The 26,508-nt window shown below is 70.1% G+C and carries 16 protein-coding genes; 11 read left to right on the top strand and 5 right to left on the bottom strand.

Translation table 11 applies throughout. The annotated features are described in order from the left end of the window. Positions 1 to 272: 272 nt before the first annotated feature. The 4 genes from AB0D74_RS45910 to AB0D74_RS45895 are packed head-to-tail and all read right to left on the bottom strand — an operon-like array spanning position 273 to position 9,269. Entirely contained in the window at positions 273 to 2,426 is a 2,154-nt protein-coding gene (locus AB0D74_RS45910) for a beta-galactosidase (protein WP_362600946.1), read from the bottom strand. Beyond that, complete coding sequence (locus tag AB0D74_RS45905; RefSeq protein WP_362600943.1) at positions 2,423 to 3,976, bottom strand: family 43 glycosylhydrolase; 1,554 nt, start codon at positions 3,974 to 3,976, stop codon at positions 2,423 to 2,425. The genes AB0D74_RS45910 and AB0D74_RS45905 overlap by 4 nt, the downstream gene beginning before the upstream one ends. Positions 3,977 to 4,007: 31 nt before the next feature. Next, positions 4,008 to 6,407 (bottom strand): glycoside hydrolase family 3 N-terminal domain-containing protein, encoded by a 2,400-nt coding sequence (locus AB0D74_RS45900; protein WP_362600940.1) that lies wholly within the window; start codon positions 6,405 to 6,407, stop codon positions 4,008 to 4,010. Between the two features lie 45 nt (positions 6,408 to 6,452). Then, positions 6,453 to 9,269 carry a glycoside hydrolase family 78 protein gene (locus AB0D74_RS45895; RefSeq protein WP_362600937.1) on the bottom strand — a complete coding sequence of 939 codons (2,817 nt, stop codon included), beginning with the start codon at positions 9,267 to 9,269 and terminating at the stop codon, positions 6,453 to 6,455. 270 nt (positions 9,270 to 9,539) lie between these two features. Between AB0D74_RS45895 and AB0D74_RS45890 the strand changes: the two genes are divergently transcribed. From AB0D74_RS45890 to AB0D74_RS45850, 9 genes are all read left to right on the top strand, one after another. Further along, positions 9,540 to 10,646 (top strand): LacI family DNA-binding transcriptional regulator, encoded by a 1,107-nt coding sequence (locus tag AB0D74_RS45890; RefSeq protein ID WP_362600934.1) that lies wholly within the window; start codon positions 9,540 to 9,542, stop codon positions 10,644 to 10,646. Between the two features lie 400 nt (positions 10,647 to 11,046). Next, positions 11,047 to 12,543: an ABC transporter substrate-binding protein gene (locus tag AB0D74_RS45885; RefSeq protein ID WP_362600931.1), complete on the top strand. Its 1,497-nt coding sequence runs from the start codon at positions 11,047 to 11,049 to the stop codon at positions 12,541 to 12,543. 35 nt (positions 12,544 to 12,578) lie between these two features. Continuing rightward, positions 12,579 to 13,517 carry an ABC transporter permease gene (locus AB0D74_RS45880; RefSeq protein ID WP_362600928.1) on the top strand — a complete coding sequence of 313 codons (939 nt, stop codon included), beginning with the start codon at positions 12,579 to 12,581 and terminating at the stop codon, positions 13,515 to 13,517. After that, complete coding sequence (locus AB0D74_RS45875) at positions 13,514 to 15,289, top strand: dipeptide/oligopeptide/nickel ABC transporter permease/ATP-binding protein (protein ID WP_362600925.1); 1,776 nt, start codon at positions 13,514 to 13,516, stop codon at positions 15,287 to 15,289. The genes AB0D74_RS45880 and AB0D74_RS45875 overlap by 4 nt, the downstream gene beginning before the upstream one ends. A 1-nt stretch (position 15,290) precedes the next feature. Beyond that, positions 15,291 to 16,133 carry an ATP-binding cassette domain-containing protein gene (locus tag AB0D74_RS45870; RefSeq protein WP_362600922.1) on the top strand — a complete coding sequence of 281 codons (843 nt, stop codon included), beginning with the start codon at positions 15,291 to 15,293 and terminating at the stop codon, positions 16,131 to 16,133. After that, the gene (locus AB0D74_RS45865; protein ID WP_362600919.1) at positions 16,130 to 18,223 is read left to right on the top strand and encodes a PKD domain-containing protein; all 2,094 of its coding nucleotides are present in this window, start codon (positions 16,130 to 16,132) and stop codon (positions 18,221 to 18,223) included. The genes AB0D74_RS45870 and AB0D74_RS45865 overlap by 4 nt, the downstream gene beginning before the upstream one ends. Before the next feature lie 58 nt (positions 18,224 to 18,281). Further along, complete coding sequence (locus AB0D74_RS45860) at positions 18,282 to 18,992, top strand: ThuA domain-containing protein (RefSeq protein ID WP_362600916.1); 711 nt, start codon at positions 18,282 to 18,284, stop codon at positions 18,990 to 18,992. Beyond that, positions 18,962 to 20,089, top strand: coding sequence for a Gfo/Idh/MocA family oxidoreductase (locus AB0D74_RS45855; RefSeq protein ID WP_362600913.1), 1,128 nt, complete (start codon positions 18,962 to 18,964; stop codon positions 20,087 to 20,089). The genes AB0D74_RS45860 and AB0D74_RS45855 overlap by 31 nt, the downstream gene beginning before the upstream one ends. A 179-nt stretch (positions 20,090 to 20,268) precedes the next feature. Beyond that, positions 20,269 to 22,029: a DUF5060 domain-containing protein gene (locus AB0D74_RS45850; protein WP_362600910.1), complete on the top strand. Its 1,761-nt coding sequence runs from the start codon at positions 20,269 to 20,271 to the stop codon at positions 22,027 to 22,029. Between the two features lie 201 nt (positions 22,030 to 22,230). On the opposite strand, the gene AB0D74_RS45845 is transcribed toward AB0D74_RS45850, so the two are convergent. After that, positions 22,231 to 22,869 carry a TetR/AcrR family transcriptional regulator C-terminal domain-containing protein gene (locus AB0D74_RS45845; RefSeq protein WP_362600907.1) on the bottom strand — a complete coding sequence of 213 codons (639 nt, stop codon included), beginning with the start codon at positions 22,867 to 22,869 and terminating at the stop codon, positions 22,231 to 22,233. Between the two features lie 206 nt (positions 22,870 to 23,075). On the opposite strand from AB0D74_RS45845, the gene AB0D74_RS45840 reads away from it, so the two are divergent. Both AB0D74_RS45840 and AB0D74_RS45835 read left to right on the top strand, forming a co-directional pair. Further along, on the top strand, positions 23,076 to 24,041 hold the full coding sequence (locus AB0D74_RS45840; protein ID WP_362600905.1) for an alpha/beta hydrolase: 966 nt from the start codon (positions 23,076 to 23,078) through the stop codon (positions 24,039 to 24,041). After that, positions 24,038 to 26,437, top strand: coding sequence for a glycoside hydrolase family 3 N-terminal domain-containing protein (locus AB0D74_RS45835; protein WP_362600903.1), 2,400 nt, complete (start codon positions 24,038 to 24,040; stop codon positions 26,435 to 26,437). The genes AB0D74_RS45840 and AB0D74_RS45835 overlap by 4 nt, the downstream gene beginning before the upstream one ends. Positions 26,438 to 26,508: the final 71 nt, after the last annotated feature.

Genomic DNA, 26,508 nt, shown 5'->3' with positions numbered 1-26,508 from the left:
GCGCAGCCGAAGATCATCCGACAACCCTGCTCCGCTGGCCCGGTGGTATGGATATCACTTCATGCTCGGGCACACGTGTGCCCTCGACACATGCCGGCGCGTCAGCCGTAGAACTCGCTGCGGTAGGAGTGGTCACCGAATATCCACAGGCGGAGCGTCCCCTGCCTCGCATTCATCGGGAACCTCCTTTCCTTGCGGTGACACCTTTGCTCATTACTACCTGCTGGCTGACGTTATACGCATAACGTCGGCCAGGCAAGATCCGATCGTGCTCAGACCCGGTCCTCCGCCGTGACGAACACCCTGACGTCCCACGCCCCGAGTTCCACCCTCGTGCCAACCGGCAGCGAGCCGCCCTCCAGGACGTCGGTCAGTGCGACCGGGGTGACGACCTGCGCGGGCTCCCAGCCCCAGTTGTGAACCACGTGCACACGACGTCCGTCCGCGGCGGTTGCCGTGGTCGCGGTGACCGGTACCGGAAGCTCCTGCCAGCCGCTGCACGCGACGGGAGCCAGCCATGCGGACAGTGTCCGGGCCAGTGCGAGGCCGGGCACGGTGCCGACGCAGGTGACACGGCCTTGGCCGTGATGGCGGGTCGTCACTGCCGGCCAGCGTCCGAAGTGAGGGTGGTCGTATCCGGCGAGGACCTCGGCGTCGGTGACCGTGAGACCGTCCACCCAGCGGGTGGCCGTCGCACTCTCGGGTATGCCGAGCGGACTGCCTGGCACCGCGCGGAGCGGGAGATCCTGCGCGAGGTTGCTGAACTCGTCGTAGCTCACGCCCGCTGCTGCGGCGAGCCGTCCGGGCGCGGGCTCCTGCCGTGCACGGGCCTCGTGGTCCGCGTACCCGGTGCGGGGGCCGAGGACGAGATGGCCGCCCGCGTGGGCGTAGGCCGCGAGCCAGTCGAGGGTCGTGTCATCGGCGAGGTACAGGGCGGGGACGACCAGAACGGGGTGGAGCCGGGCAGCCTCATCGGGTGCCAGGCCGGCCCGTCGGCCTTGCGGGTCGTGCAACTGACGGGCGTGGATGATGCGCACCTGGCGCCCGGCGTCGAGGGCGCCGCGGTAGAAGGGATCGACGATCCCGTGATACGCCTCGGGGTCGGGGCCGCCGTCCGGAGCCGACAGGGGCGGGTACTTCTGCATGTGCCACATGCTCGGCGTCGAGCGGACGACGGTGATGTCGGCATCCGGCCGCAGGCCGGCGACCAGCGGGCCGGCCGCCTCGAACTCCGCGCCCAAGCGGGCCAGTTCCGCATGAACGCGGCCGGGCCGGCCGGTGTGCGGCAGTACGCCGCCCCAGTACGTCTCCGTGCCGAAGTGCAGAGTGTGCCAGTGCCAGTACTCCACCATCCGCGCGCCCCGGGCCACCAGAGCCCATGCGGCCTGGCGCCACTGACCGTCGTAGGCGGGCCGGTTGTCCCACGGCGGCCCGATCGCGCCGGCGTTGGTCTCGGTGACCAGGAACGGCTCCTGGCGGGAGGAGTACATCCGGTCGGCGGCCAGATACAGCTTCCACACATCGCTCTGCCGCGTCCGTGCTTCCTGCTCCCCGGATGTGGTGTCCGGGAGCGCGAGGAGGTCCTGCATGCCGTAGTAGGCGTTGCCAGCCGTGACATCGAGCCGGTCGGTCAGCTCGTCGTCCTCCACCGCGGGGCGTACGTAGGAGATGCAGGTGGTGACGAACTGGTCGGGCCGGGCGCACTCGCGGACGATGTCCGCCTGCCAGTTGATGAACTCGGTGACCTGGCGGGCCTGGAACTCCCGCCAGGCGATGTCGTACTGGGGCTGCGCGTTGCCGTCCGGCCGCCACAGGTCGGCCCAGGTCGACAGCCGGTGCGACCAGTAGACCAGCCCCCACTCGCGGTTGAGGGTCTCGACGTCGCCGTACTTCTGGCGCAGGTGGTCGACGAAACGCTCGAAGATCCCGTGGTTGTACAGGAGTTCGTTGCCGGGTTCGTTGTCGACCTGGAACCCGATGACGGCCGGGTGACCGGCGTACCGGGCGACGATTTCCCTCACCACGCGTTCGGCGTGGAAGAGGAAAGCAGGGTGGGTGAAGTCGACCTCCTGGCGGGAGCCCCAGCCGATGCGCCGGTCGGTCTCCCGCTCGCCCGCGATCTCGGGGTAGAGGCGGGCGAGCCACGGCGGCACCGCGTACGTCGGGGTCCCGAGGATCACGCGGATCCCGCGCTCGTGGGCGCCGTCGAGGACGGGCTGCAGCCAGTCCAGGTCGAAGCGGCCGTTCTCCGGTTCCCACGTCGACCAGACCGACTCGCCGACCCGGATGACGGTGAAGCGCGCGTCCGCCATCAGGTCGAGGTCGGTCTTGAGCCGGTCGTCGGACCGGTTGTCGGGGCCGTAGGCGGGCTGGTACTCGTGGTAGTAGGCGGCGCCGAACAGGACGCGCGGCGGCAGGCCGGTCACGTCAGGGCCTCTCCGTGGTAGCGGAAGTCGGCGAAGTGGACGGTGCCCTCCTCGGCGAACATGCCGGTGACGCGCCCGGTGAAGGAAGCGGCGGTCTCGAACGACCAGACCCGGCCGTCGAACTCGGCCAGCTGCGTCTCGACGCCGTCGCCGTCGACGAGGCTCAGCCGGACGAGGTCGCCCGTGGGCGCCCACGGCAGCCGTCCCGCGGTGGGCGCGTGTGTGGCGATCCGGAGCACGACCTCGTCGCCCGCCGCCTCGGCGCTCCAGGAGTGGGACAGAGTGGGCATGGACGCCCGGCCCGTGACCCGGATCCCGCTGCCGGACGGCGCCCGCTCGGCGAGAACGGAGATGGTGAAGTCCTCGTCGAGGCGGATCCCCAGGCCGCCCCTGCCGTCGGCCGGGGCGACACGGGTCTCCACGACGCTGGTCAGATGACGCTGACGGCGGCCGACGAAGTCCGGACGGAAGGTGTCGATGCCCCCGGAGTCCGCGCGAAGGGTCAGGTAACCGGGACGGCCGCCAGCGGACACCACCGTCTGGGGGGTGCGGCCCACGGCGAGCCAGCCTGGGTCCGCGAGGGCGGCCGGGTCGGTGAACTCGAAGTACTCGTCGACCGGTTCGGACCGCGGGCTGTACGGCACCGGGGCCGCGTGCGGCCAGCCGTCGGCCCACTCCACCGCGGTGACGTAGGTCTCCCGGCACAGGGCGGCGGTGCGTCCGACCATGCGCGTGCCGAGGAGGATCAGCAGGTCCTTGCCGTGCGGCCCGCGCACCAGGTCGGCGTGGCCGGTGCACTGCACGCGGCGGTCCGTGCCGGACGCGCTGAGGACGGGATTGTGCGGCGCCCCCTCGAAGGGCCCCTCGATACTCGGGCCGCGGGCGATGCTCACCGAGTGCCCGTAACCGGTGCCGCCCTCCGCGATCATCAGATACCACTGCCCGTCGCGGTGGTAGAGGTGCGGCGCCTCGGGGGAGACCAGCCCGGTGCCCGACCACAGCTCCCGGGGCTCCTCGAGGATCTTGCCGGCCACGAGGTCGACCCTCGCCTGGAGGATGCCCCGGTTGGCGACCACCTCGGTACCGACCAGGTGCAGACCGCTGAACGTGACGTAGGCCGTTCCGTGCTCGTCCCAGGCCAGGTCGGGGTCGATGCCGTTGATGCCCTCGATGGTGACCCCGTCGCTCCAGGGACCGGCGGGGTCGCTCGCGGTGAACAGGACGCAGCCGCGCGGGCTGTCGGTCACCGTGACGATGAGGTGGTAGAGACCCTCGTGGTAGCGGAGGGTGGGCGCGAACACGCCGGCGGTGGACGCCGTTCGGGCAAGGCCGACCTGCTCCTCACGGGGCGCGACGTTGCCGATGTGCTCCCAGTGGGCGAAGTCGGTGCTGCGGTAGACCGGCAGGGCCGGCAGGTACTCGAACGACGAGGTGACCGTGTAGTACGTCCCGTCGACGAGGATGCAGGTGGGGTCCGGGTTGAAACCGGGGATCAGAGGGTTGGGCAGGTCCACGGGCTCGACCTGCATCCGGGTGGGCTGCGGTGTCATGGCATCGCCTTCGGTTGTCTCGGTGGCCGGGTCAGACGGGGGCGACGACTGTCTCGGAGAGGAAGGAACGCTCCTGGCTGGTGAGGATCCTGGGCTCGCCGATCAGGTCGAAGGAGCCGGTCAGACGCCGGTCGTCGGAGTCGAAGCCGAGGAAGTACTCGACGTGCGCCGGTTCGACGGCGAAGTCGCGCGCCACGTTGGTGTGACCGAGCTGGGCGGCCTCCAGGTAGAAGGTGACCCGGCGGGATTCGCCGGCCGCCAGCTCGACCCGGTTGAAGCCGGCCAGCTGCTGGGCAGGCAGGGTGACACCGGAGGCGTTGACCCGCACGTAGAGCTGAAGGGTGACGGCGCCCGTGACAGCGCCCGTGTTGGTGAGGATCGCGCTGATGCGGGCGGCGTCGCCGGTGCCGACCTCCGTGTCGCCGGACAGGTCGGCGAGCGCGAAGTCGGCGTAGCTCAGGCCGTGGCCGAACGGGTACAGCGGGGTCGCCTCCATGTCCAGGTAGAGCCGGCCCGTGCCCGGCGGCAGCGGGTTGCGGTAGCCGGTACCGGCGGGCTGGTGGTGGTAGACCGGGATCTGTCCGGTGTGTCGCGGAATGCTGTAGGGCAGCTTCCCGCTGGGATTGACCACGCCGAAGAGAACCTCGGCGACCGCGCTCGGCCCGAACGGCCCGCCGTAGGGCGCCACCACGATCGCCGCCGCGTCGCGCACCGCCTCGGGAAGCGTGTAGGCACGCCCCTGGGTGAGCACGACGACGAGGGGCTTGCCGGTGGCTGCCACCGCTTCGGCGAGGGCCGCCTGGGCGGGCGGCAGCGAGATGTCCGCCGAGTCGCTCGCCTCGCCCTCGGTGCGCTCGCCGGTGAACCACAGGCTCGCGCCGCCGAGCGCGAGCACCACGACATCGGAGCGGCGCGCGGCGTCGACCGCCCGCTCCAGGGCGTCGGCGCCGAGGGACCGGGTCAGAGTGCTGCCCTGCTCCACGAGCACCGTGCCGGCGAAGTCCCCGACCGCGTCGGCGAGCGTGCGCGCCCCGTAGCGTTCGCGCAGGAACGTCTCCTGGTCGACCGGCGGGAACAGGTCGTCGTTCCACGAGTCCATGCCCGGCTCGGTGCCGATCTGGTTGCCGAGCGCGCCCTGTGCCATCCGCAGGGTCATCTCCCGCCACGCGGGATAGGTGTACGTGGGGAACTGCAGGGAGACCACGTCGGCGTGTGGGCCGATGACGGCCACGCTGCCCGCGCCCGGGGACAGCGGCAGCAGCCCGTCGTTCTTGGCCAGCACCACCGCGCGCCTTGCCAGCTCCTGCGAGAGCTGCCCGCCCTCCGCGGCGGTGGCGTCCAGGTCGATGCGCTCGGCCGGGTACGGGTTCTCGAAGAGGCCGAGGTCGAACTTGGCCTGCAGGACCCGCAGCACGCAGGCGTCCACGTCCCGCTCGTTCAGCCGGCCCTGCGCCACCTCGTCGATGAGCCCGTCGCCGTAGCCGAACGCCTTGGGCAGTTCCACGTCCAGGCCGGCGAGGATGCCCAGGCGCCCCGCCTCCCCGGGGGTGGCGGCGGCCCGCTGCCGGTTCACCGCATGCTCCAGCGTGGTGTAGTCCGAGGCCACGAACCCCTCGAAGCCGAGGGTCCCGCGCAGCAGATCGGTCAGGATCTCCTGCGAGATGCCCGCGGGAACGCCGTCCACGTCCGCGTACGAGTTCATCACGGACCTCAGGCCGGCGAGCTGGATCGCGGCCTCGAAGGGGTAGGCGAACAGGTCCCGGGTACGGCGCGCGCCGCCCTCGTAGGCCGACAGGTTGATGCCGCCCGAGGCGAGACCGTAGCCCAGGAAGTGCTTGGCGGTGGCGATCACGCCGTCCGCCAGGTCGTCCCCCTGCAGGCCGTGGGTGTAGGCCACGCTGAGCGCGGCGGCCAGATACGGGTCCTCCCCGTAGGTCTCGTGCACCCGCCCCCAGCGCGGATCGAGCGCGACGTCCATCACCGGGGACAGCGCCTGCCGGAAGCCCACCCTGCGCATCTGGTGACGGATCAGGTCCGCCATCTCCTCGACGAGATCGGGGCTCCATGCCGCGGCCAGGCCGGTGCCGGTCGGGAAGACCATGTGGCCCCCGGCGACGAAACCGTTGAGGGCCTCGGCGTGTACCAGCGCCGGAATACCGAGCCGGGTGCGGGTCACGTACTGCCGCTGGATCCCGCCCACCAGACGCGCGAGCCGGGCCGGATCGTCGGCCGTCAGCCCCGCGATGTGCCCAGGCGCCCGCTTGATCACCTCCTCCGCGCCGTCCGCTTCCGAACCGTCGGCACGCACCAGGCACCACGGCCAGACGGCGGTGAGCTGGTCGCACTTCTCTTCCAGCGTCATTTCACTCAGGAGCAGCTCGGCTCGGGCCGCATTGGGCAGCAGGATGTCGCGGTAGTCCTCAGTGGACATGGTCGAGGTTCTCCTTGTGTTGCGTGATTGCGGGCACCGGGGACATCAGGCGGAGTCCGATTCGATGATCGTGCTCACGGCCCGGTGGAAGGCGTCGGCGCCCAGGTGCAGGTCCTGCGGTACCAGGGCGGGAGCGAGATCGCCGGCGGGCGCGTCGAGGTGGCCGAAGAGCCCGACCGCGACCTGGGTCTCGCCACGGGGGGCCAGGCCTGTCTCGACGGCCGCGTCGACCACCGCGGCCCAGGCGGCCGGGTCGTCCATGACGTCCCGGACCGTGACCGGGGCGGACGGTCTGTGCGGCGGGGCGACGGGATCGGTCACCACCCAATGGTGCTTGCCGTGATGGACCAGGACGGGGTCGACGGCACCGGGCAGGTGCACCTGAGCGGTCGTTCCCACCGGTACCCGCACATCGAGCCGGAAGCGCCCGTCGACGCGCTCCCACGCGACCGAGGCCTCTCCGTACGGGGTCAGATGCCGGGCGGATGCCGAGGTCAGCGCTGCACACGGCAACGGCTCCACCCGGATCCTGCGGTAACCCGGGGCAGCGGGGGCGAGACCGGCCACCCGCCGGTGCATCCAGTCCGCGACGGCGCCGAGCGCGTAGTGGTTGAACGAGGTCATCTCGCCGGGGTTGATGCTCCCGTCGGGCAGCATGCTGTCCCAGCGTTCCCAGACGGTGGTCGCTCCCATGGTCACCGGGTACAGCCACGACGGGCAGCCGGTCTGCAGCAGCAGCCGGTAGGCGACGTCCGCGTGGCCGGTGGAGGCCAGGGCGTCGGTGACGAGCGGGGTGCCCACGAAGCCGGTGCTGATCCGGAATCCGCTGGCGCGCACCAGGTCGGCCAGCCGCCGGCCGGCCTGCTCCCGCTGCTCCTCACCGGGCAGCAGCCCCCAGCAGAGGGCGACGGCGTACACGGTCGGAGCATCCGAGACGATCCGGCCGGCGGAGGTGACGTAGGCACGGTTGAAGGCCTCGCGCACCTCGGTGGCCAGGGCGGCGTAGTGCTCGGCCTCGGCGGCACGGCCCAGCACGCGCGCGGCCTCGGCCACGAGTGCCGCCGAGCGGGCCAGGTGGGCCGTGGCGACGACGTCGGGGTCGGCCTTCGCGCGCATGGGCGCCTCCGGGGGCGCGTCCGGGTCAAGCCAGTCGCCGAACTGGAAGCCGCCTGTCCACAGGCGGTCCGGCCTGGCCAGGGACTCCATCTTGTCGACCCAGGCGCGCATGCTCGGCAGCTGGCGTTCCAGCACCGCCTGGTCACCCGTGCGCTGATAGAGCACCCACGGGACCACGACGGCGGCGTCCCCCCACGCCGCCGCGGCGGGCGATGCGTCGTGCAGCACGTCCGGGATCACGTACGGCACGGACCCGTCCGGCAACTGCTCGGCGGCGAGGTCCGCAAGCCACGAGCCGAGGAACCCGGCGGTGTCGAACAGGAAGGCCGCGGTGGGGGCGAACATCTGGATGTCGCCGGTCCAGCCGAGCCGCTCATCGCGCTGCGGGCAGTCGGTGGGCACGTCCACGAAGTTGCCGCGCATGCCCCAGACAACGTTCTCGTGGAACCGGTTGAGCAGGTCGTGCGAGGAGTCGAACCACCCGGTACGCCGTAGGTCCGACGTGATGACCACGGCCTCGACGTCCTCGGCGCGCAGGCCGGCGATCCCGGACACCTCCGCATAGCGGAAGCCGTGGAAGGTGAGGGCGGGTTCGAGGACCTCCTGCGCGCGGCCGGCGACGAGATACGTGTCGGTCGCCTCCGCGGTGCGCAGCGGGCGGGTGCCGAGCTCCCCGTCCTCCAGGACCTCGGCGTGGCGGACGACGACCTCGCTGCCGGGCGCCAGGTGGCGCACCCGCAGGCGGACCCAGCCCACCGTGTTCTGGCCGAAGTCCACCAGGGTGCGGCCCGAGGGAGAGGTCCACACCTTCTGCGCCGACAGCAGGCGGTCGACCCGGATCGGCGGCCCCTGCGGTGCGACGAGACGAGCGAGGTCGCCCGCGACGACCTCGACGGAGCTCGTCGCGGGGGTCCAGCCGCGACCGTGGCGCCGCAGGTCCGTGCGCTGTCCGTCGTAGAGGTCGTCGGCGAGGACCTCGCTCTCGCGCGCGGTCCAGGAGCCGTCGGTGCCAAGGACGTGGACCCGGCCGTCCGCGGTCGTGACCTCCAGCTGCGCCAGCAGTGCGAGCCGGTCGCCGTACTGGGCACGCTCGCCCCGGAAACCGAGACGGCCCCGGAACCAGCCGTTGCCCAGCAGGAACTCCAGTGTGTTGTCCCCGCTGCGCACGAGGTCGCTCACGTCGTAGGTCTGGTAGCGCAGCCGGTGCGGGTAGGCCGTCCAGCCCGGGGCGAGCACGGCGTCCCCGACCCGGCGCCCGTTGAGGGTGGCGTTGTACACGCCGTGTGCCGTGGCGTAGAGCCGGGCCTTGTGCACCTCTCCGGGAACGTGGAGCGAGCCGGACAGCACCGGCGCGGGCATGCGCAGTGCCCCCACCCCGGCCGGGCTGACGAAGGACGCGGTCCAGTCGCCGGCACCGAGCAGACCGGCCTCCACGACGGAGCGCTCGCTCCAGCCGCTCCACTCCTCCTTGTGGGCCACGCGCACGCGCACTGCCGCGAACTCCCGGGATCCCAGCGGCTTCGCGGGCCAGGGAACCAGCACCTGCTCGGCGCTCTCGACCCGGTAACTCTCGGTCGTCGTACCCCGTGCCACTTCGACCTCGTAGGCCGTCTGCTCGTAACCGGGGCTGGCCTGGGAGACCGACCACGACAGACGTGGTGAGCCCGTGCCGATACCGCGTACAGGGGAGCCGTCGGTGAAGTGTTCGAAACGAGGTGGGGAAGGTGCAGCAGCAGCCACGACCATGCGAGTCTCCAGACATCTCAAGCATTCGGTGACCGGGCCTTACGGCGGGCGCCAGTGCGCGTTCCGTTCGGGAACGCCCGTCTCCGCCATCGGATGAGTCGCGTAACAGGCCGGTAATGTGCAACGTTGGACGTCGGGAGCGTAAGGAGTGCTCCGAAGCAGTGTCAAGAGGTCAGGAGGGCGTCAACCGGTGAGGCGGCGATCGATGCGGGCGCTTGTAGCATGGCGCGAATGGACAACGGCTCTGGCGGCGCTGAACTGCGGGGTGACATGAGCGCTTCGAGTGAGCGGCGCGTCCGGTCGGGGCGGAACCGTACCGACGGCGCACCGCGGCCCTCCGGGCCGCGCCGCGTGACGATCCACGACGTTGCCCAGGAGGCGGGCGTCTCGTTCTCGGCCGTCTCCAAGGTGCTGCGGGACGCTTACGGCGTCAGCCCGCAGATGCGGGAGAAGGTCACCGCTGCGATCGAGAAGCTGGGCTACCGGCCCCAGGCGAATGCGCGCGCCATGCGCGGCCGCTCCTACACCGTCGGTGTCATGCTCGTGGCGCTTTCGCATCCCTTCCAGCCGGAGATCGTCGAAGGTGTCACGGACGAACTCGAACCGGGCCCCTACCAGGAGATTCTCATCACCGGAGGGCTTGTTGCCCAACGTCAGCAACGCAGCATCGAGGCCTTGATCGACCGTCAGGTCGACGGGCTCGTCGTCATCGCGCCCGAGGCGAGCACGGCGTGGCTGGAACGGCTCGGGCAGGAGATCCCCACCGTGGTGGTCGCCAGGCACGGCGGCGCCGCCCACTACGACACGGTCGTGGACGACGACCGCGGCGGCGCACGGCTCATGGTGGACCACCTGGTGCGGCTCGGCCACCGGCGGATCGTGCACACCACCCACCCGACGGGGGACCTGGAGCGGCCCTTCGTCCTCTCGCACACCGCGCGCTGCGACGGCTACGTCGACGCCATGAGACGGCACGGCCTGGAACCGGACGTCATCGAGACGTCGTACACGGAGGAAGGCGGCTACCGGGCCGCTGTCGAGGCCCTGGACAGGCAGGTCCCGCCGACCGCCGTCTTCGCGGGGGCCGACATCGCGGCACTCGGTGTCCTGAGGGCCGCGGAGGAGCGGGACCTGCGGGTCCCCGAAGACCTCACCGTCACGGGGTACGACAACATCACCGCCTCCGCCATCGGCCGGGTCTCCCTCACGACGGTGGACCAGTCCGCCCACCTGACCGGCCAGATGAGCGCGCGCCTCCTTCTCGAGCGGCTGGAGGGCCGCACGCAGCCGGCCCACTACGTCGTGGCGCCCCGGCTGCTGGTACGTGGCTCGAGTGCGGCTCCGGCGCGCGGCGGGCGGGCGCGGCGGTCCTCGTAACCAGGACCTCGGCGTGTGCAACGGTGCACTCACTGCCCCGTCTGTGAAGAGGAATGGCCGGTGGGCGATGGGTCGCCGGCCATTCGCGTGGCTGCCGGTCCGTCTTCCGCCGCGGTGATGAAAGCCCAGTTGGGCGCCGTTTGGTAAGGAGACTTGAAGGCCAGGCTACGGGCACGTTGCGGAACTGTTACCCGAGTCGTGCGGTTCACGCTCTTGACTCATTCTGGCCCGCCTCCGTACGTTGCCGCGTACAACGTTGCTCACACCCCATCGGTCCGGTTTGCGCCCCTGTTTCGGGCGCCCGTGACGCTTCTGCACCGGCCGGCACGTAGCCGGGGCCGCGCATCACTCGCCTCTGAAGGAGTCAACGATGCGGCGCATCACAAGATCTGCTTTCGCAGTGACAACGACCATGTCTCTCGCCGCGCTGGGAGCCCTCAGCGGCTGCACCGGTGGGAGTACCGCGTCGGGCAAGGCGGGAAGCAAGGACACGCTCACGCTCGCCATGTCGCAGGACATCCAGGGGTGGGATCCGACGAGCCAGCCCGCCTACCAGGGCTGGGGGGCGTCGGCGGTCTACGATTCCCTCTTCCGCTGCGACGCCCTGGGCAAGCCCCAGCCGGCCGCCGCGAAGTCCTGGACGTTCAAGTCCGACAACACCGGGGTGACGGTCCACCTGCATCCCGGGATGAAGTTCTCCGACGGCACCCCAGTGAACGCGGCGGCGGTGAAGGCGTCCATCGAGTACGCCAAGAAGCACGGCGGCAGCGCAGCCCGCTTCGCCCCCATGACGGTCACCACGCCGGACGACCTGACGGTGGTGATCAGTGAGACGACGCCGAACCCGCTGCTCGCCCTGCGGCTGTGCGAGGTGAAGATGGCCAGCCCGAAGTACCTGGCCTCGGGCAAGACGAACAAGGCACCGGTCGGCTCGGGCCCCTACACGCTCGACCAGGCCGCCACGACCAGCGGTTCCGTCTACACCTTCACCAAGAACAACACCTACTGGGACACCAAGTCCTACCCGTACAAGAAGCTCGTCATCAAGGTGATCACCAACGAGACCGCCGCGATCAACGCCCTGAAGACGGGGCAGATCGACGGCACCCTCGTCACCCAGGCGACCTACAGCCAGGCCAAGGCCTCCGGGATGAAGATCCAGTCGGTCAAGAGCCAGGTCACCCGCATGCTGATCACCGACCACCTGGGCAAGAAGATCCCGGCCCTGGGCAGCCTGGACGTGCGCCGTGCGATGAACATGGTCTTCGACAAGGAGGCCCTCTCGAAGAACCTCTACCGCGGGCTCGCCAACCCGACCGCCCAGATCTTCCGCGGCGGCACGGACGCCTACATCAAGGGTCTGAAGGACCCGTACCCCTACGACGTTGACGCCGCGAAGAAGCTCATGGCGAAGGCCGGCTACGCCAAGGGCTTCGACCTTGAGGTGCCGTTCCTGGCGGGCCAGAACCTCGACTCGCTGATGCCGGTGATCAAGCAGCAGCTGGGGCTGATCAACATCAAGGTCAAGCAGGTCACGCTGTCCGGGCCGAACGCCATCACCGAGCTGCTCAGCGGCAAGTACCCGGTGCCGTTCTGGCAGCTCGGCAACTACGGTGACTCCCGGCAGGACATCACCGACTACCTCCTGCCGGACGGTATCTGGAACGTGGAGCACCAGAAGGACGCCACGGTGGCCAAGCTCTGGAAGAAGATCCTGTCCGACACCCCGGAGCAGTCGGTCAAGGACCAGCAGGCCCTCAACCGCTACGTCGTCGACCAGGCGTGGTTCGTGCCGCTGGCGGAGACGGGCATGTTCTACGCCTACAACCCCAAGATCAACATTCGTCCCTCCACCGACCCGGGCGGCCTGCACCCGGTCCTGCGGGACTTCCAGTAGCCCTTCGGGCATGAGCGAATAGGAGCCCTCGGGTGTTGGGTTCTGCAGCGAAGAAGCTGGTCCGCGCGGTGGCCGTGCTGCTGCTGGTCAGCTTCGCGACCTTCACGCTGATGTACGGCAACGGCCCGGGCATCGCCCGGGCGGTGCTGGGCACGAACGCGACCGAGGCCGACGTCAAGGCCGAGGTCGTCACGCTCGGCCTGGACCGGCCGCTCCTCGTGCAGTACGGGGACTGGCTCAAAGGAGTCGTCACCGGCAACCTCGGGGACTCCTTCTTCACCGGGCAGTCCGTGACGTCCTCCCTGGCGTCACGGGTGCCGGTGACCCTGACCATGATCGTTCTGGCGCTGGCGCTGACCGCAGTGCTGAGCGTCCTGATCGGTGTCGCCGCAGCGGTCCGCGGCGGCTGGATCGACCGGGTGGTCCAGTTCCTCGCGGTCCTCGGAGCAGCCGTCCCACCGTTCATCGTCGCCATCGGGCTGGTCTTCGCCTTCGCGGTCTCCGTCCGGCTGCTGCCGGCGACCGGATACGTCTCACCGGACGTCAGCGTCAGCGGATGGCTCGAGTCGGTCACCCTGCCCGTCATCGCCCTGCTCGTGGGATCGATCGCCAACGCCGCCTCGCAGTTTCGCGGAGCCGTCCTGGACACCCTCTCCAAGGACTTCGTCCGGACACTGAGAGCCCGGGGCATACCCGAGTCCCGGATCATCTTCCGGCACGTGCTCCGCAACGCTGCAGGTCCCGGCCTCACCGCGCTGAGCCTGCAGACGATCGCCCTGATTGGCGGGGTGGTCATCATCGAGCAGGTGTTCGCCATGCCGGGCATGGGCGACCTGAGCAACACCTCCGCCCAGCAGGGCGACGTGCCCGTGGTGATGGGCTGCGTGCTGGTGACCATCGTCATCGTGCTCGTCGTCAACCTGCTGGGAGACCTCGCCACGGCCGCCGTCAACCCGAAAGCGAGGACGCGATGACCACCACTCCTGTGCTGGACGCGGACGACCTGGACGCCCGGGCAGCTGTGAAGGGGCGGTCCGTGCTGCGGCGGCTGCTGGCCAACCCGCAGGGCGCGGCCTGCCTGGTCTTCCTGCTCTTCGTGATGGTCTTGGGCCTGTCCAGCCCCTGGCTCGCGCCCACCGGACCCAACAAGACGGACCTCAACGCGGTCAACGCCGCTCCCTTCAGCTCCGGCCACATCCTCGGCGCGGACGCCACGGGGCGGGACATCCTGTCGCGTCTGATGTGGGGCACCCGCGAGACACTGCTCGCCTGCGTGGTGGTCCTCGTCGTCTCGGTCGCCCTCGGGGTGACGAGCGGCCTGGTCGCCGGCTTCTACCGGGGCAGGTTCGAGGCAGTGTCGAGCTGGGTCTCCGACGTCGTCATGTCGATGCCCGGCATCGTCCTGCTCATCGCGCTCTACGCACGCACGGGCCCCAACGTCGTCGCCGCCATGACCGTCTTCGGGCTCCTGATCGCCCCGGCGTACTTCCGCCTGGTCAAGTCCGTCGTAGTCGGCGTCCGCACCGAGCTGTACGTGGACGCGGCCAAGGTGGTGGGACTGTCCGACCTGAGGATCGTCGGCCGCCACATACTGTGGGCCGTGCGCGCGCCGGTGGTCATCCAGAGCTCCTTCGTCCTCGCCGCGGGCATCGGCATCGAGGCCGGCGTCGACTTCCTCGGCCTCGGCGACCCCGCCAAGGCGTCCTGGGGCAGCGTCCTGCAGGAGTCCTTCGGCAACATCTACAACAACAAGGCCGGCGTCCTGTGGCCGGCCCTGCTCATCAGCCTGACCATCCTCGCCCTCGTCCTGCTCGGCAACGCCCTGCGCGACGTCCTGCAGTCTTCCGCGCACAGCAGGAAGCTGTCCGCACACCGCCGGCGCGAGGTGATCCGGCAGGCACGGGAACAGGCCGCGGCGGACGGTCCGGCCCGGCCCGCCGAGGATCCCGACGCGGTGCTGTCCATCCGCGGCCTGCGCGTCGGCTACCCCGACGGCGCGGACGGCGTGCGCGAGGTCGTCCACGGCGTCGATCTCGACGTACGCCGGGGCGAGGTCCACGGCCTGGTGGGCGAGTCGGGATCCGGCAAGTCACAGATCGCCTTCGCGACCCTGGGAATCCTGCCCCGCGAGGCGGTCGTCCTTGGCGGAAGCGCCGTCCTGGACGGAAAGGACCTGCTGGCCGACGAGGAACACATGCGCGCGGCACGCGGCCGGCGGATCGCCTACGTCCCCCAGGAACCCATGTCGAACCTCGACCCCTGCTTCACGGTCGGCGCGCAACTCACCCACGCTCTGCGCGCGGTGAAGAACGTGACCAAGAAGGAGGCCGAGCAGGAACTGCTGGCCCTGCTGGCACGCGTGGGCATCAAGGATCCCGAACGCGTGTTCCGCCAGTACCCCCACGAGATCTCCGGCGGCATGGCGCAGCGTGTCCTGATCTGCGGAGCGGTGGCCTCAGGACCGGACCTGATCGTCGCGGACGAGCCGACCACCGCGCTGGATGTGACCGTACAGGCCGAGGTGCTGGAACTGCTGCGGGAACTGCGTGAAGAACGCGGACTGGCCGTCGTCCTGGTGACCCACAACCTCGGTGTCGTGGCCGACATCTGCGACACGGTCAGCGTGATGCGCGACGGACGCATCGTGGAGCGCAGCGACGTGGACGCGCTCTTCGAGGCACCGGCCGAGGCGTACACGCAGGAACTGCTCTCATCGGCACGCCGTGTCGAGATCGCGGAGGTGTGAGGTGCCAGAGCCGGTACTCAAGGTCGACGGCCTCGTCGTGCGCTACGGCGGACGACGAAGCACCGGGACCACGGTGATCGACGACGTCTCCTTCGAGCTCAACGCCTCGGAGACCCTGAGCCTCGTCGGCGAGTCCGGGTCGGGCAAGACGACGATCGGCCGCGCGATCCTCGGGCTCGCTCCCGTGACCAGTGGGTCGATCACCTTCCGGGGCGAGACCATCAGCAACATCCAGCGCTCCCGCCGCCGCAAGGTCGCCCGTGACATCCAGGTCGTCTTCCAGGACCCCTACTCCTCGCTGAACCCGTCGATGACGGTCGAGAGCATCCTGGTGGAACCGCTGCTCGCCGCCGGCGTCGACGGGGGACGGACGCGGGTGCGCGAGCTGCTGGACGCCGTCGGACTGCCGGCCGACTCCGGCGGCCGTTACCCGCGTGAGTTCTCCGGCGGGCAACGCCAGCGCATCGCCATCGCACGCGCCCTCGCCCTGGACCCCGCGGTCATCATCTGCGACGAACCCACCAGCGCCCTCGACGTGACGACTCAGGCCCGCGTGCTCACCCTCCTCCAGGACATCCAGCGCGAGACCGGCGTCGCCTACCTCTTCATCAGCCACGACCTGGGCGTCGTCAACGAGGTCAGCGACCGGATCGCCGTCCTCCACCAGGGCCGCATCGCCGAGATCGGCAAAGCGCACGACATCGCGACGAACCCCCAGCACCCCTACACCCGCAAGCTTCAGATGGCGGCCCCCATCGCGGACCCGAAGAAACAACGGCTGCGGCGCGCCCGGAGGCTGGAATCCAACGCCGCGGAGCTCTCCGACCTCACGAGGAACTCATGACCAGAAACGAGCAGGCCCACGAGACGCCGGAGAGCTCGCCTTCCGGGACGCTGTCCAGACGGTGGTTCGTACGCAACGCCGCGGTCGGCACCGCAGTGGTCCTCGGACCGTCGTTGACGACGGTTGCGAACGCCTCCGCCGCGTCCCGGCCGCAGTGCACCGCGCCTGTCGCCGGCGGGCCGGTATGGGTCACCCCCGACTGCGACGACCCGGTGTACAACCAAGCGGTGATCGACAGCGAGACGGACCTGACCTCTCCGGTACCGCACCGCAGGGTCTCGGGGCACTTCGAAGGCACCGGCAAGAAATTCACGCTCTACCTGCCCCCGAAGAAGCAGTGGCAAGGGCGGTTCTTCCAGAAGGTGTACCCGCTGCAGGACGAGAACGCCACCGACGGCGCCATCGCCTTCGGCGCGTCCGCCGGCGCCTACACCGTGCAGACGAACGGGGGTGTCGGCTACCGGGTTGAGGCGGCCGCCGCCAAGTTCTCCCGGACCTACGCGGCGCGGTACTACAGCTCCTCACGACGGATCCACGGCTACATCTACGGCGGCAGCGGCGGTTCCTACCAGACGATCGGTGCGATCGAGAACACCGAGGGCGTGTGGGACGGCGCGGTGCCCTTCGTCCCCGGGGTGCCCTCGTCCATCCCGAACAACTTCACCGTCCGCGCGCTGGCCCGGCTCGTCCTGCGCGACAAGGCACCCCGGATCGCCGACGCGGTCCGGCCCGGCGGCAGCGGTGATCCCTACACCGGCCTCGACCAGGTCGAGCAGGACATGCTCCGCGAGGCGACGCTGCTCGGCGTCCCGCTGCGTGCCTGGGAGGACTACGCGTACGTGCTCGGCCTGAGCGCTCCCGACGGCCTCCTGGGCTTCGTGAGCCTGCTGCGCACCGTCGATCCCACCTACGCGGACGACTTCTGGAGCAAGCCGGGCTACCTCGGCACCGAGCAGTCCGGCCTCGGGGACCTGATCCGCGCCGCCAGGATCGACCACACCGCCACCATCGGGCAGGTCATCCGGGACGCCCAGAACAGGCCGACGGGCCTCGTCCTGGACTCCGTGCCGTCCCAGCCTGACACGACCGGTCTCGACCTCACCGCCTACCAGGCCGACGGCACGAAGATCGGGACCCTGTCGGGGGCCCTGGACGCGGCCACACACACCGTCACCCTCGACAGCGGCAACGCCGCCGACACGCTGGACGCGCTCGCCGCCGGCGGCAAGCTGGCCATGGACAACCGCTGGTCCATCGCCTTCCGCGCCTACCACCGCCACCAGGTTCCCACCCGGCCCGGCTTTTACGCCTGGGACCAGTACCGGGGCCCGGACGGCCGGCCCCTGTACCCGCAGCGCGCCCTCCAGGTCGGTCCGATGCTCTCCGCCTCCACGAGCGGGGGCGGCACCCACACCGGGAAGATCAACGGCAAGGTCATCGTGGTCGCGAACCTTCTCGACACCGATGCCTTCCCCTGGCAGGCCGACTGGTACCGCACGCAGGTGAAGCAGGCACTTGGTGCGGGCTACCAGGACACCTTCCGGCTCTGGCTGAACGACAACGCCGACCACCTCGAAGAACCCCCCACAGGCACCCGCGCACCCCGCCTCGTCGACTACAACGGCATGCTGCAACAGGCGCTGCGCGACGTGAGCGCGTGGGTCGAGAAGGGTGTGGCACCCGCGCAGTCGACTCCGTACACCGTGCACGACAGCCAGATGGCGGTACCGACGAGCGCCTCCAGACGGCACGGCATCCAGCCGGTCGTCGATCTGACGGCCGAGGGCCGGGACCGGATCGAGGTCCCGGCTGGCACGCCCGTCACCTTCACGGCCCGGATCCAGCTTCCCCCGGGGACGGGCCGAATCGTTTCCACCGAGTGGGACTTCGACGGCACCGGCGACTTCACCGCACGGCCTTTCGGCCCCTGCAGGCAGACCGTGGAGGTGCGCGCGACGTTCACCTACGGCACGCCGGGCACCTATCTGCCGTCCCTGCGGGCCACCGCCCAGCGCGACGGCGACCCGGACACCCCCTTCACCAGGGTGCCCAACCTCGGACGCGTGCGCGTCGTGGTCCGTCAGAAGTGATCGCATGTGTCTGCCTGGTGCCGAAACCACCGGGCAGACGCGGCCGGAGAGGACAGCGGTGGCGTTGCAAAGGGCACTCGTGGTCCGCGGCGGCTGGGAAGGCCACCAGCCGGTCCAGGCCACGGAGTTGTTCATCCCCTTCCTCGAGCACGGCGGATACGACGTACGGGTCGAGGAGACGACCGAGGTCTACGCCGACACCGCGGTGATGTCCGCCACGGACCTGGTCGTGCAGTGCATCACCATGTCGGAGATCTCTCCCGAACAGGTGACGGGTCTCTCCCGGGCCGTCGCCTCCGGCACCGGCTTCACCGGCTGGCACGGCGGCATCGCCGACTCCTTCCGCGGGTCATCCGACTACCTCCACCTGGTGGGAGGGCAGTTCGCCGCCCACCCCGGCGAGGACCCGTCCCCGAGCCGGGGCGAGGGAGGCGGCGGCCACCCGTTTCACACCATCGACATCACGGACCTCGGACGCACCCACCCGGTCACCCGCGGCATCGACGACTTCGCCCTGCGTACGGAGCAGTACTGGGTGCTGCACGACGACCTCATCGACGTCCTGGCCACCACGACCCACCCGCAGCGCCTGTCGCAGCCGTGGCACCGTCCGGTGACCTCTCCCGCGATCTGGACCCGGAGCTGGGGCGAGGGACGCATCGTGGTCACCACACCGGGACACAGCCTGGACGTGCTGGAGCATCCCAGCGTCCGCACCGTCATCGAAAGGGGCATGTCGTGGGCGACCCGCACCGCGTCGGCATCGTAGGGCTCGGCGTGATATCGCGCGCCTACCTGGACACGCTCGCAGGCCATCCCGCGGTGCGGATCACCGCGGTCGCCGACCTCGACGCCACCCGGGCCGCCAAGGCCGCCGAGACGATCCCCGCCGCCCAGCCCATGACCGTCGAGCGACTGCTGGGTGACTCCGACGTTCAGACCGTGCTCAACCTCACCACCCCGGCGGCCCACGCCGGGATCGCCCTGAGCGCGATCGCCGGCGGCAAGCACGTGTACACCGAAAAGCCCCTGGCCACGACCTTCCGCGACGGCAAGGAGGTCATCGAGGCCGCCGCCGCGGCCGGCGTCTCGGTCGCCTGCGCGCCGGACACGGTCCTGGGCACCGGCACCCAGACGGCGCGCGCTGCGATCGACGCGGGAGTCGTCGGACGCCCCCTCGCCGCGCTGGCCGTCATGGTCACTCCCGGACACGAGCGCTGGCATCCCCACCCCGACTTCTACTACACCGAGGGCGGCGGCCCGCTGCTGGACATGGGCCCGTACTACGTCTCGGCCCTGGTCCACCTGCTCGGCCCGGTACGCGCCGTGACCGGAGCCTCCAGCCGGCTACGCGACGAGCGCGTCATCGGATCGGGCCCACGCGCGGGGGAGAGGATCCCGGTACAGGTGGACAGCCACACCTCCGCGGTCCTCGAACACACCGGAGGCGCCCTGTCCACACTCGTAACCAGCTTCGACGGGGTGGCCACGACAGCCAGCCCGATCGAGGTGCACGGCGAGAGCGGAACGCTCGCCGTCCCCGACCCGAACCTCTTCGACGGCACCGTGCGCCACTTCGAACTCGGCGGCACCGACTGGCGGGCCCTCCAGCCGTCAGCGGGCTACGTCGACGGCGCCCGGGGAATCGGTCTGCTCGACTGCATCGCCGCGAGCGGCCGGGGCGGGCCCCGTGCAAGCGGCGTCCACGCCCTTCACGTGCTGGAGACGCTGCGAGCCGTCCGACGTTCCTCGGCCGAGGGCAGGCGCATTGAGCTGACGACTCTCGTGGACCGACCCGACCCCGTTCCGCTCGTCCCGGCCAAGGAGTGGAGGCGCGAAGGCGGGCTCCGCGCCGGGCCAGGCTGAGGCCGCCGGGTTCTCAGGGACCGTCGACGGGCACGGGTTCACCCTGCTCGATCGAAAGTGCGGCCGTCCTGCACGCCGTTCGGCGGACCGGCAGGCAGGAGCGGCCGGAGCAGGCTCGCTTCCCCTATCCGTTTCGAGCGTCGTTCTCCCCACTACTCCACGTTTTCAAGGAGCCAGTCATGCCCTACGGACCCGGAACTGTCCTCGGCGAGATCCTGCGCGACGAGGCAGCCGAAGCCGTGGTACGCAAGTACCTGCCCCGTCTCGACGACGAGTTGATGCTCGTGCAGCTCAAGCACGGAAGGCTGGAGCAGGCGATCGGCTTCATGGAGGGGCTGCGGACCGATCCCGAGGCGCAGGCCGCTCTTTACGCAGAACTGGCGACCGTGCCCGAGACGGCATCCGGGCCCGTGCCGCAGGTCCGCGCGGCCGACATCGACATCGTCCCGGCCCCCGACTACGAGCCGGCGGACGTACCGATCGGCAGTGCCCGCTGTGTGCAGGACGAGAGCGCCACCCGGTGGCGGACGTTCGAACTGGAGCTGCACGGGCCCGAGCACGGCAACCCGTTCACGGACGTCATGCTCCGGGCCGAGTTCCGCCACGGCGACCGGGCGCTGACCGCGCACGGCTTCTACGACGGCGGGGGGATCTACCGCATCCGCTTCATGCCCGACGAGGAGGGCACCTGGACGTTCCGGACCACGAGCAACGCACGGTCCCTGGAGGCGCTCACCGGTACTTTCCAGTGCGGCCCGGCAGGCTCGCACGACCACGGGCCGGTACGCGTCCACGCACAGTTCCACTTCCAGCACGCCGACGGCACCCGCCACCTCCCCGTGGGCACCACCGCCTACGCGTGGACCCACCAGGGCGATGAACGGGAGGAGCAGACCCTGCGGTCCCTGGAACGGAGCCCCTTCAACAAGGTCCGGATGTGCGTCTTCCCGAAGTCGTTCGTCTACAACACCGACGAGCCGCCTCGTTACCCTTTCGAGGGCTCGCCCGAGTCCGGCTGGGACTTCAGCCGGCCCGACCCCGCCTACTTCCGGCACTTCGAGGAACGGATCGTCCAACTGGGAGAACTCGGCATCGAGGCCGATGTCATCCTCTTCCACCCGTATGACCGCTGGGGCTTTTCCGACATGGGCCCGGCTGCCGACGACCGCTACCTGCGCTACGTGGTGTCCAGGTTCGCCGCTCTGCCCAACGTCTGGTGGTCGCTGGCCAACGAGTACGACCTGCTGTGGGCCAAGGACACCGGGCACTGGCACCGCTCGGCCGCCGTGATCCGCGCCCACGATCCCCACGACCATCTGATCGGCGTGCACAACTGGGTGGAGCTCTGGGACAACGATGCCGACTGGGTCACCCACTGCAGTATCCAGCAGACCACCGAGGCGACCGCGACCTGGCGTTCCCGGTGGGGCAAGCCGGTCGTGGTCGACGAACTGGGATACGAGGGCGACATCGAATGGGCATGGGGGAACCTGGCACCCCAGGAGATGATCCGCCGCTGCTGGGAGGGCGTGGTCCGGGGCGGATACGTCACCCACGGCGAGTGCCGGCTGTCCGGCGACGACGTCCTGTGGTGGTCGCACGGCGGTGTCCTCAAGGGCGAGAGCTCGGCCCGTATGGAGTTCATGCGCAGGATCCTGGAGGAGCTTCCCGGCGACGCACCCGGTATCGCACCACTGTCCTCGTCCTCCGACTTCCCGGTCGGCGGCGTCGAAGGACGGTACGCGCTTGCCTACTTCGGATCGAACCAGCCTCGCCGCCGGCCCTTCTCGCTCCGGCCGGGCGTCCGCTACCGGGCCGACGTCATCGACACCTGGAACATGACGGTCACCGAACTGCCCGGCACGTACGAGGGAGACTTCACGCTCCCGTTGCCCGGCAGCTCGTATATCGCCGTCCGGCTGCGGGCCTGTGAGGACTGACCGGCATGTCCTGGTGTCAACACCGCTCAGGGCTCTGTATTTTCCGTCTCCGGTCCACCGGCGGACGTCCTGCCGGTGCAGTCAGCGGAAACGGGCGCAGGCGGCCCCGCCCCGGAGACTGTCCGGGGCGCACTGCTCGCGGCGCGGCGGGTGCAGTGGTCACCAGTGAGAGAAAATCCCGGCTCGGGTGGCGCGAACCGTTCAGATCAGCGGAACGCCCGGGGATTCCCGGGCGCCGAGGCTGTCGTAGGCGACCGAACTCGTGGTGAGGAGCTTCTCCAGGACGGTCCCCATCTCCTCCGGGGTGCCGGGACAGCCGTGATGCAGCCAGTCCGCGATGACACCGAGGGTGGCCCCGGCCAGGAAGGCGGCTGCCGGGTCGTGGGGAACACGGTCCGCCTCGTCATCGGCGCAAGCCGTCATCCCGGCGGCGACACGGCTGACGCGATTGGCGACGATCATGCGTCGCAGCAGGTGGTTGATGACGCGAGCACTGCCGTCGTCACCCAGCAGCGCCCGGTACAACGCACTGTTCTCCGCCACATGGGTGAACACCTTGCCCAGAGGGCTCTGCTCGGCCGCGCCGTCGGAAAGCGTGGACGGGCCTGCGGACTGGACCGCGGTCACGAGCTGGTCGAAGACGGCGGTGCAGGCGGCGGCCGCCAGGTCGTGCACGTCCGTGTAGTGCTCGTAGAACGTCGACCGGTTGACACCCGCGTGCTTGGTGAGGTCCGAGACCGAGATCTGGCTCAGTTCGTGATCAACGACGAGCTCGCGCAGCGCTGCCTCCAAGGCAGTACGTGATCTGCGGATGCGGGGGTCGGAAGGTTGCACGGGCATAACGTGAGTGTATCTTATCCGTCATCTGTCGGATCTCCGACAGATGACGGATAGTGGGAGTGCTGGCATGTGGAGGCGGTCATGGGCGCCGGGAAACGGGCCGAGGCGTCGCCGGGCGATCCGCTGCTCTCGCCGGCGGGCCAGACCATCCGGCTGCGGTCCGCCCCGCACCGTCGTACAGAAGCGCGAACCGAAGGAATGCAGAGATGACGAATCGTCCCGCTGTCCCGCCTCCGCCGCCCCGGAGCATCAGCGAGGAGGCCCGCACCTCCCTTGCGATGCACCTTCCGCCGCCGGTCTACCCCCCGCTCGGCGACACACAAGGCTGGCTGGACCACATCCGGGACTCCAACGGCACGCTCATCCAGGCGATGTCGGCCATGGCGCTCCCCGTGCACACCCAGCACACCAAGATCGCAGACGTACCCGCCTACGTCCTGCGGGCCGAAGGCGTCGCCGACGACGAGCAGACCCCCGTCTACCTGGACATCCACGGAGGCGCGCTCATCGTCGGCACCGGAGAGGCCTGCCGGCTCATGACCACCCCTGACGCGGTCACCACCGGCATGATCACGTGGGCCGTCGACTACCGGGTGCCGCCCCTGCATCCCTACCCGGCCGCCCTGGACGACTGCCTCGCCGTGTACCGGGCCCTGCTCGAAGTCCGCGCTCCGCAGGACATCTTCGTCGGCGGCGGGTCGGCAGGCGGCAACCTCGCCGCCGCCCTTCTCCTCCGGGCCAGGGACGAGGGGCTCCCGATGCCGGCCGCGCTGGCACTGCTGACCCCCGAAGCCGATCTCACCGAATCCGGGGACTCCTTCGAGACCCTCAAGGGCATCGACCCGAGGCTCAGCAGCCTGCGCGAGGTCAACCTCCTCTACGCGGGCGGCCACGACCTGACGCACCCCTACCTGTCCCCGCTGTTCGGCGACCTCTCCGGCTTCCCTCCCACCTTCCTCCAGACGGGCACCCGCGACCTGTTCCTGTCCAACACCGTCCGCATGCACCGCAAACTGCGGGCCGCCGGTGTCGAGGCCGAACTCCACGTCTTCGAGGCGATGCCCCACGGAGGGTTCGGAGGAGCCCCCGAAGACGCAGAGATCGGCCGCGAACTGCGCCGGTTCCTCGACCGCCACCGGCGCGACCGCCAGGAGAACGGAACCCGTCCGTGACCAGGACCGTGAAGTCTTCGCGCGAGCGCGCCGAAGCCCTGATGGAACGCATGACCACGTTGGAGAAGGCCCAGCAGCTGTCCTCCGCGCTGGCCGGGACCGTCCTCGACGAGGCGGGCCGCACCCGTGAACTCACCGAAGGCATCGGCCACATCTCCCTGTTGCAGGTCGCGGCCGACAGCCCGGCGGGCCTGGCACGGTTCGCCAACACCGTTCAGCGGTTCCTGAGAGAGCGAACCCGCCTGGGCATTCCCGCCATCCTCCACAACGAGGCACTCAACGGCGTCGCGGCCGCGGGCTTCACCTCGTTCCCCACAGCCATCGCTCTCGCCGCCACCTGGGACCCGCCCGGAGTGCAGCAGATGGCCGCCACCATCCGACGGCAGATGCGCGCCGTGGGCCAGACACAGGCCCTCTCACCCGTCGTCGACATCGCCCGGGACGCCCGCTGGGGACGCACGCACGAGACCTACGGCGAGGACGTCCTGCTCACCTCCGCCATGGGCGTGCACTTCGTCCGGGGCATCCAGGGCACCGATCTGAGCGAAGGGGTGCTGGCAACCGCCAAGCACTTCCTCGGCTACGCGGCCTCCGAGGCCGGGCTGAACATCTCCGCATCGGTGATCAACCCGCGTGAACTCTACGACGTGTACGCCACCCCCTTCGAAGCCATGGTCAAGGAGGCGGGGCTGGCCTGCGTCATGAACTCCTACGCCGAGGTGGACGGCGTTCCCGCCGCAGCGAACCCGGCACTGCTACGCGGCCTGCTGCGCGACCGGATCGGCTTCGAGGGCGTTGTCGTCGCCGACTATGCGAGCCTCGACCAACTCGTCCGCGCGAAGAAGGTCGCCCGGGACCATCGCGAAGCGGGGACACTCGCCCTGCGGGCAGGGCTCGACGTGGAACTGCCCAGCACCCTCGGTTACGGCCGTGTGCTGGCCGACGCCGTCGAGACAGGCCTCGTGGAGCGCGCGCTGCTGGACGAGGCCGTCCTGCGTGTGCTGATCCAGAAGTACGACCTCGGGCTGTTCGACGATCCGTACGTCGGCGAGGATCCCGTCGTCCTGCAGGGCGTCGCCCGCGAGGGTGGCGACCTCTCACTGCGGCTCGCCCGGGAATCGGTGACCCTGCTCAAGAACGACGGTGTCCTCCCCCTTGCCGACGGCCTTCGCCGGATCGCGGTCATAGGCCCGCACGCGAGGTCCGCTCTGGGGAGTTTCGCGAACTACACGTATCCGGCGACCGTCGCCACCCTGCAGGGCATGGCCACCGGTGAGAACCGCATGGTCGGCGTCGAGGGCGGCGACGTGGTCGTCGACCTCGACTCACCCATGATCCGCATCATGCAGCGGCTCGCCGCGACCGACCTGGAAGACATGGTGCGGCGCGAGTACGGAACCGTGTCCCTCAGCGAGGCACTCAGCCAGGCACTGCCCGGCAGCGCCATCACCTCGGCGGACGGCTGCGGGATCCTCTCCGGAACGCCCGAGGGGCTCGCCGAGGCCGTACGCCTGGCACAGGACGCCGATCTCGTCGTCCTGGCCATCGGAGGACGCTGCGGCGGCGCCGGATGGGATCTCACCGAGGGAGAGGGAACGGACTCCTCCCGCGTCGAACTCCCCGCGTGCCAGGCCGACCTCGTCCGCGCGGTCGCCGCCACCGGAAAGCCGTTGGCCGCGGTTGTCTGGATGGGACGGCCCTATGCTCTCGCCGACCTCGATCCCCTCTTCGGCGCCGTCCTGACGGCCTACTACCCCGGCCCGCACGGTGCGCGTGCCCTCGCGGACGTACTCGCCGGACACGAATCCCCCCAGGGCCGTCTTCCGTTCACGATCCCGCGCTCGACGGGGCAGGTCCCCATCCACTACAGCCAGAAGAACGGTTCGGGCTACGCCCGCGCCGACGCGGAGGGCTACGCGGGCTACATCGACCTGCCCGCGACCCCCCTGTACCCCTTCGGCCACGGGCTGACCTACACCGCGTTCGACTACGAGGCGCTGCGCACGGAGCCCGAGCGCGTGGACATCGCGGAAGCGTTCACCGTGCGAGTGAAGGTCACCAACAACGGCTCCCGGGCGGGCACCGAGGTGGTGCAGGTCTACCTCGGCGATGTGGCCACCGGTGTCACCCGCCCCGGCCGCCAGCTGGCCGGGTTCGCCCGCGTCGACCTGGATCCGGGAAAGAGCGCGGACGTCTCCGTCACCATCAGCACGCGACAGCTCGGTTACACCGGGCTGTCGGGGCAGTTCCTCCTGGAACCCGGTCCTGTCTCGGTGATGGTGGGCGCCAGTTCGGCCGACATCCGGGCCGAGGGCCGCGTCGACGTCACAGGCGTGCCCGAGAACCTGTCGGGCCGTCGCGCCTACCTGCCGGAGGTGGAGGTCACCCCCACCTGACCGGGCGGGCCGAACGCGGCACTCCACGACGGCTGCCTGCCCGGCCGCCGTCACCCAGCCCACCTTGTGAA

Origin of the sequence: Streptomyces sp. NPDC048278 (genome assembly GCF_040652195.1) — a bacterium.
Classification (GTDB): domain Bacteria; phylum Actinomycetota; class Actinomycetes; order Streptomycetales; family Streptomycetaceae; genus Streptomyces.
The sequence above is the reverse complement of the archived record's forward strand: the minus strand, read 5'-3'. Positions and strand labels throughout refer to the sequence as shown.

What these genes read in the sequence shown, in the direction of transcription:
- AB0D74_RS45905 (WP_362600943.1), bottom strand. Translation starts at nt 3,976, where the DNA reads ATGACACCGCAGCCCACCCGGATGCAGGTCGAGCCCGTGGACCTGCCC.
- AB0D74_RS45900 (WP_362600940.1), bottom strand. Translation starts at nt 6,407, where the DNA reads ATGTCCACTGAGGACTACCGCGACATCCTGCTGCCCAATGCGGCCCGA.
- AB0D74_RS45895 (WP_362600937.1), bottom strand. Translation starts at nt 9,269, where the DNA reads ATGGTCGTGGCTGCTGCTGCACCTTCCCCACCTCGTTTCGAACACTTC.
- AB0D74_RS45890 (WP_362600934.1), top strand. Translation starts at nt 9,540, where the DNA reads ATGAGCGCTTCGAGTGAGCGGCGCGTCCGGTCGGGGCGGAACCGTACC.
- AB0D74_RS45875 (WP_362600925.1), top strand. Translation starts at nt 13,514, where the DNA reads ATGACCACCACTCCTGTGCTGGACGCGGACGACCTGGACGCCCGGGCA.
- AB0D74_RS45865 (WP_362600919.1), top strand. Translation starts at nt 16,130, where the DNA reads ATGACCAGAAACGAGCAGGCCCACGAGACGCCGGAGAGCTCGCCTTCC.
- AB0D74_RS45850 (WP_362600910.1), top strand. Translation starts at nt 20,269, where the DNA reads ATGCCCTACGGACCCGGAACTGTCCTCGGCGAGATCCTGCGCGACGAG.
- AB0D74_RS45845 (WP_362600907.1), bottom strand. Translation starts at nt 22,869, where the DNA reads ATGCCCGTGCAACCTTCCGACCCCCGCATCCGCAGATCACGTACTGCC.
- AB0D74_RS45840 (WP_362600905.1), top strand. Translation starts at nt 23,076, where the DNA reads ATGACGAATCGTCCCGCTGTCCCGCCTCCGCCGCCCCGGAGCATCAGC.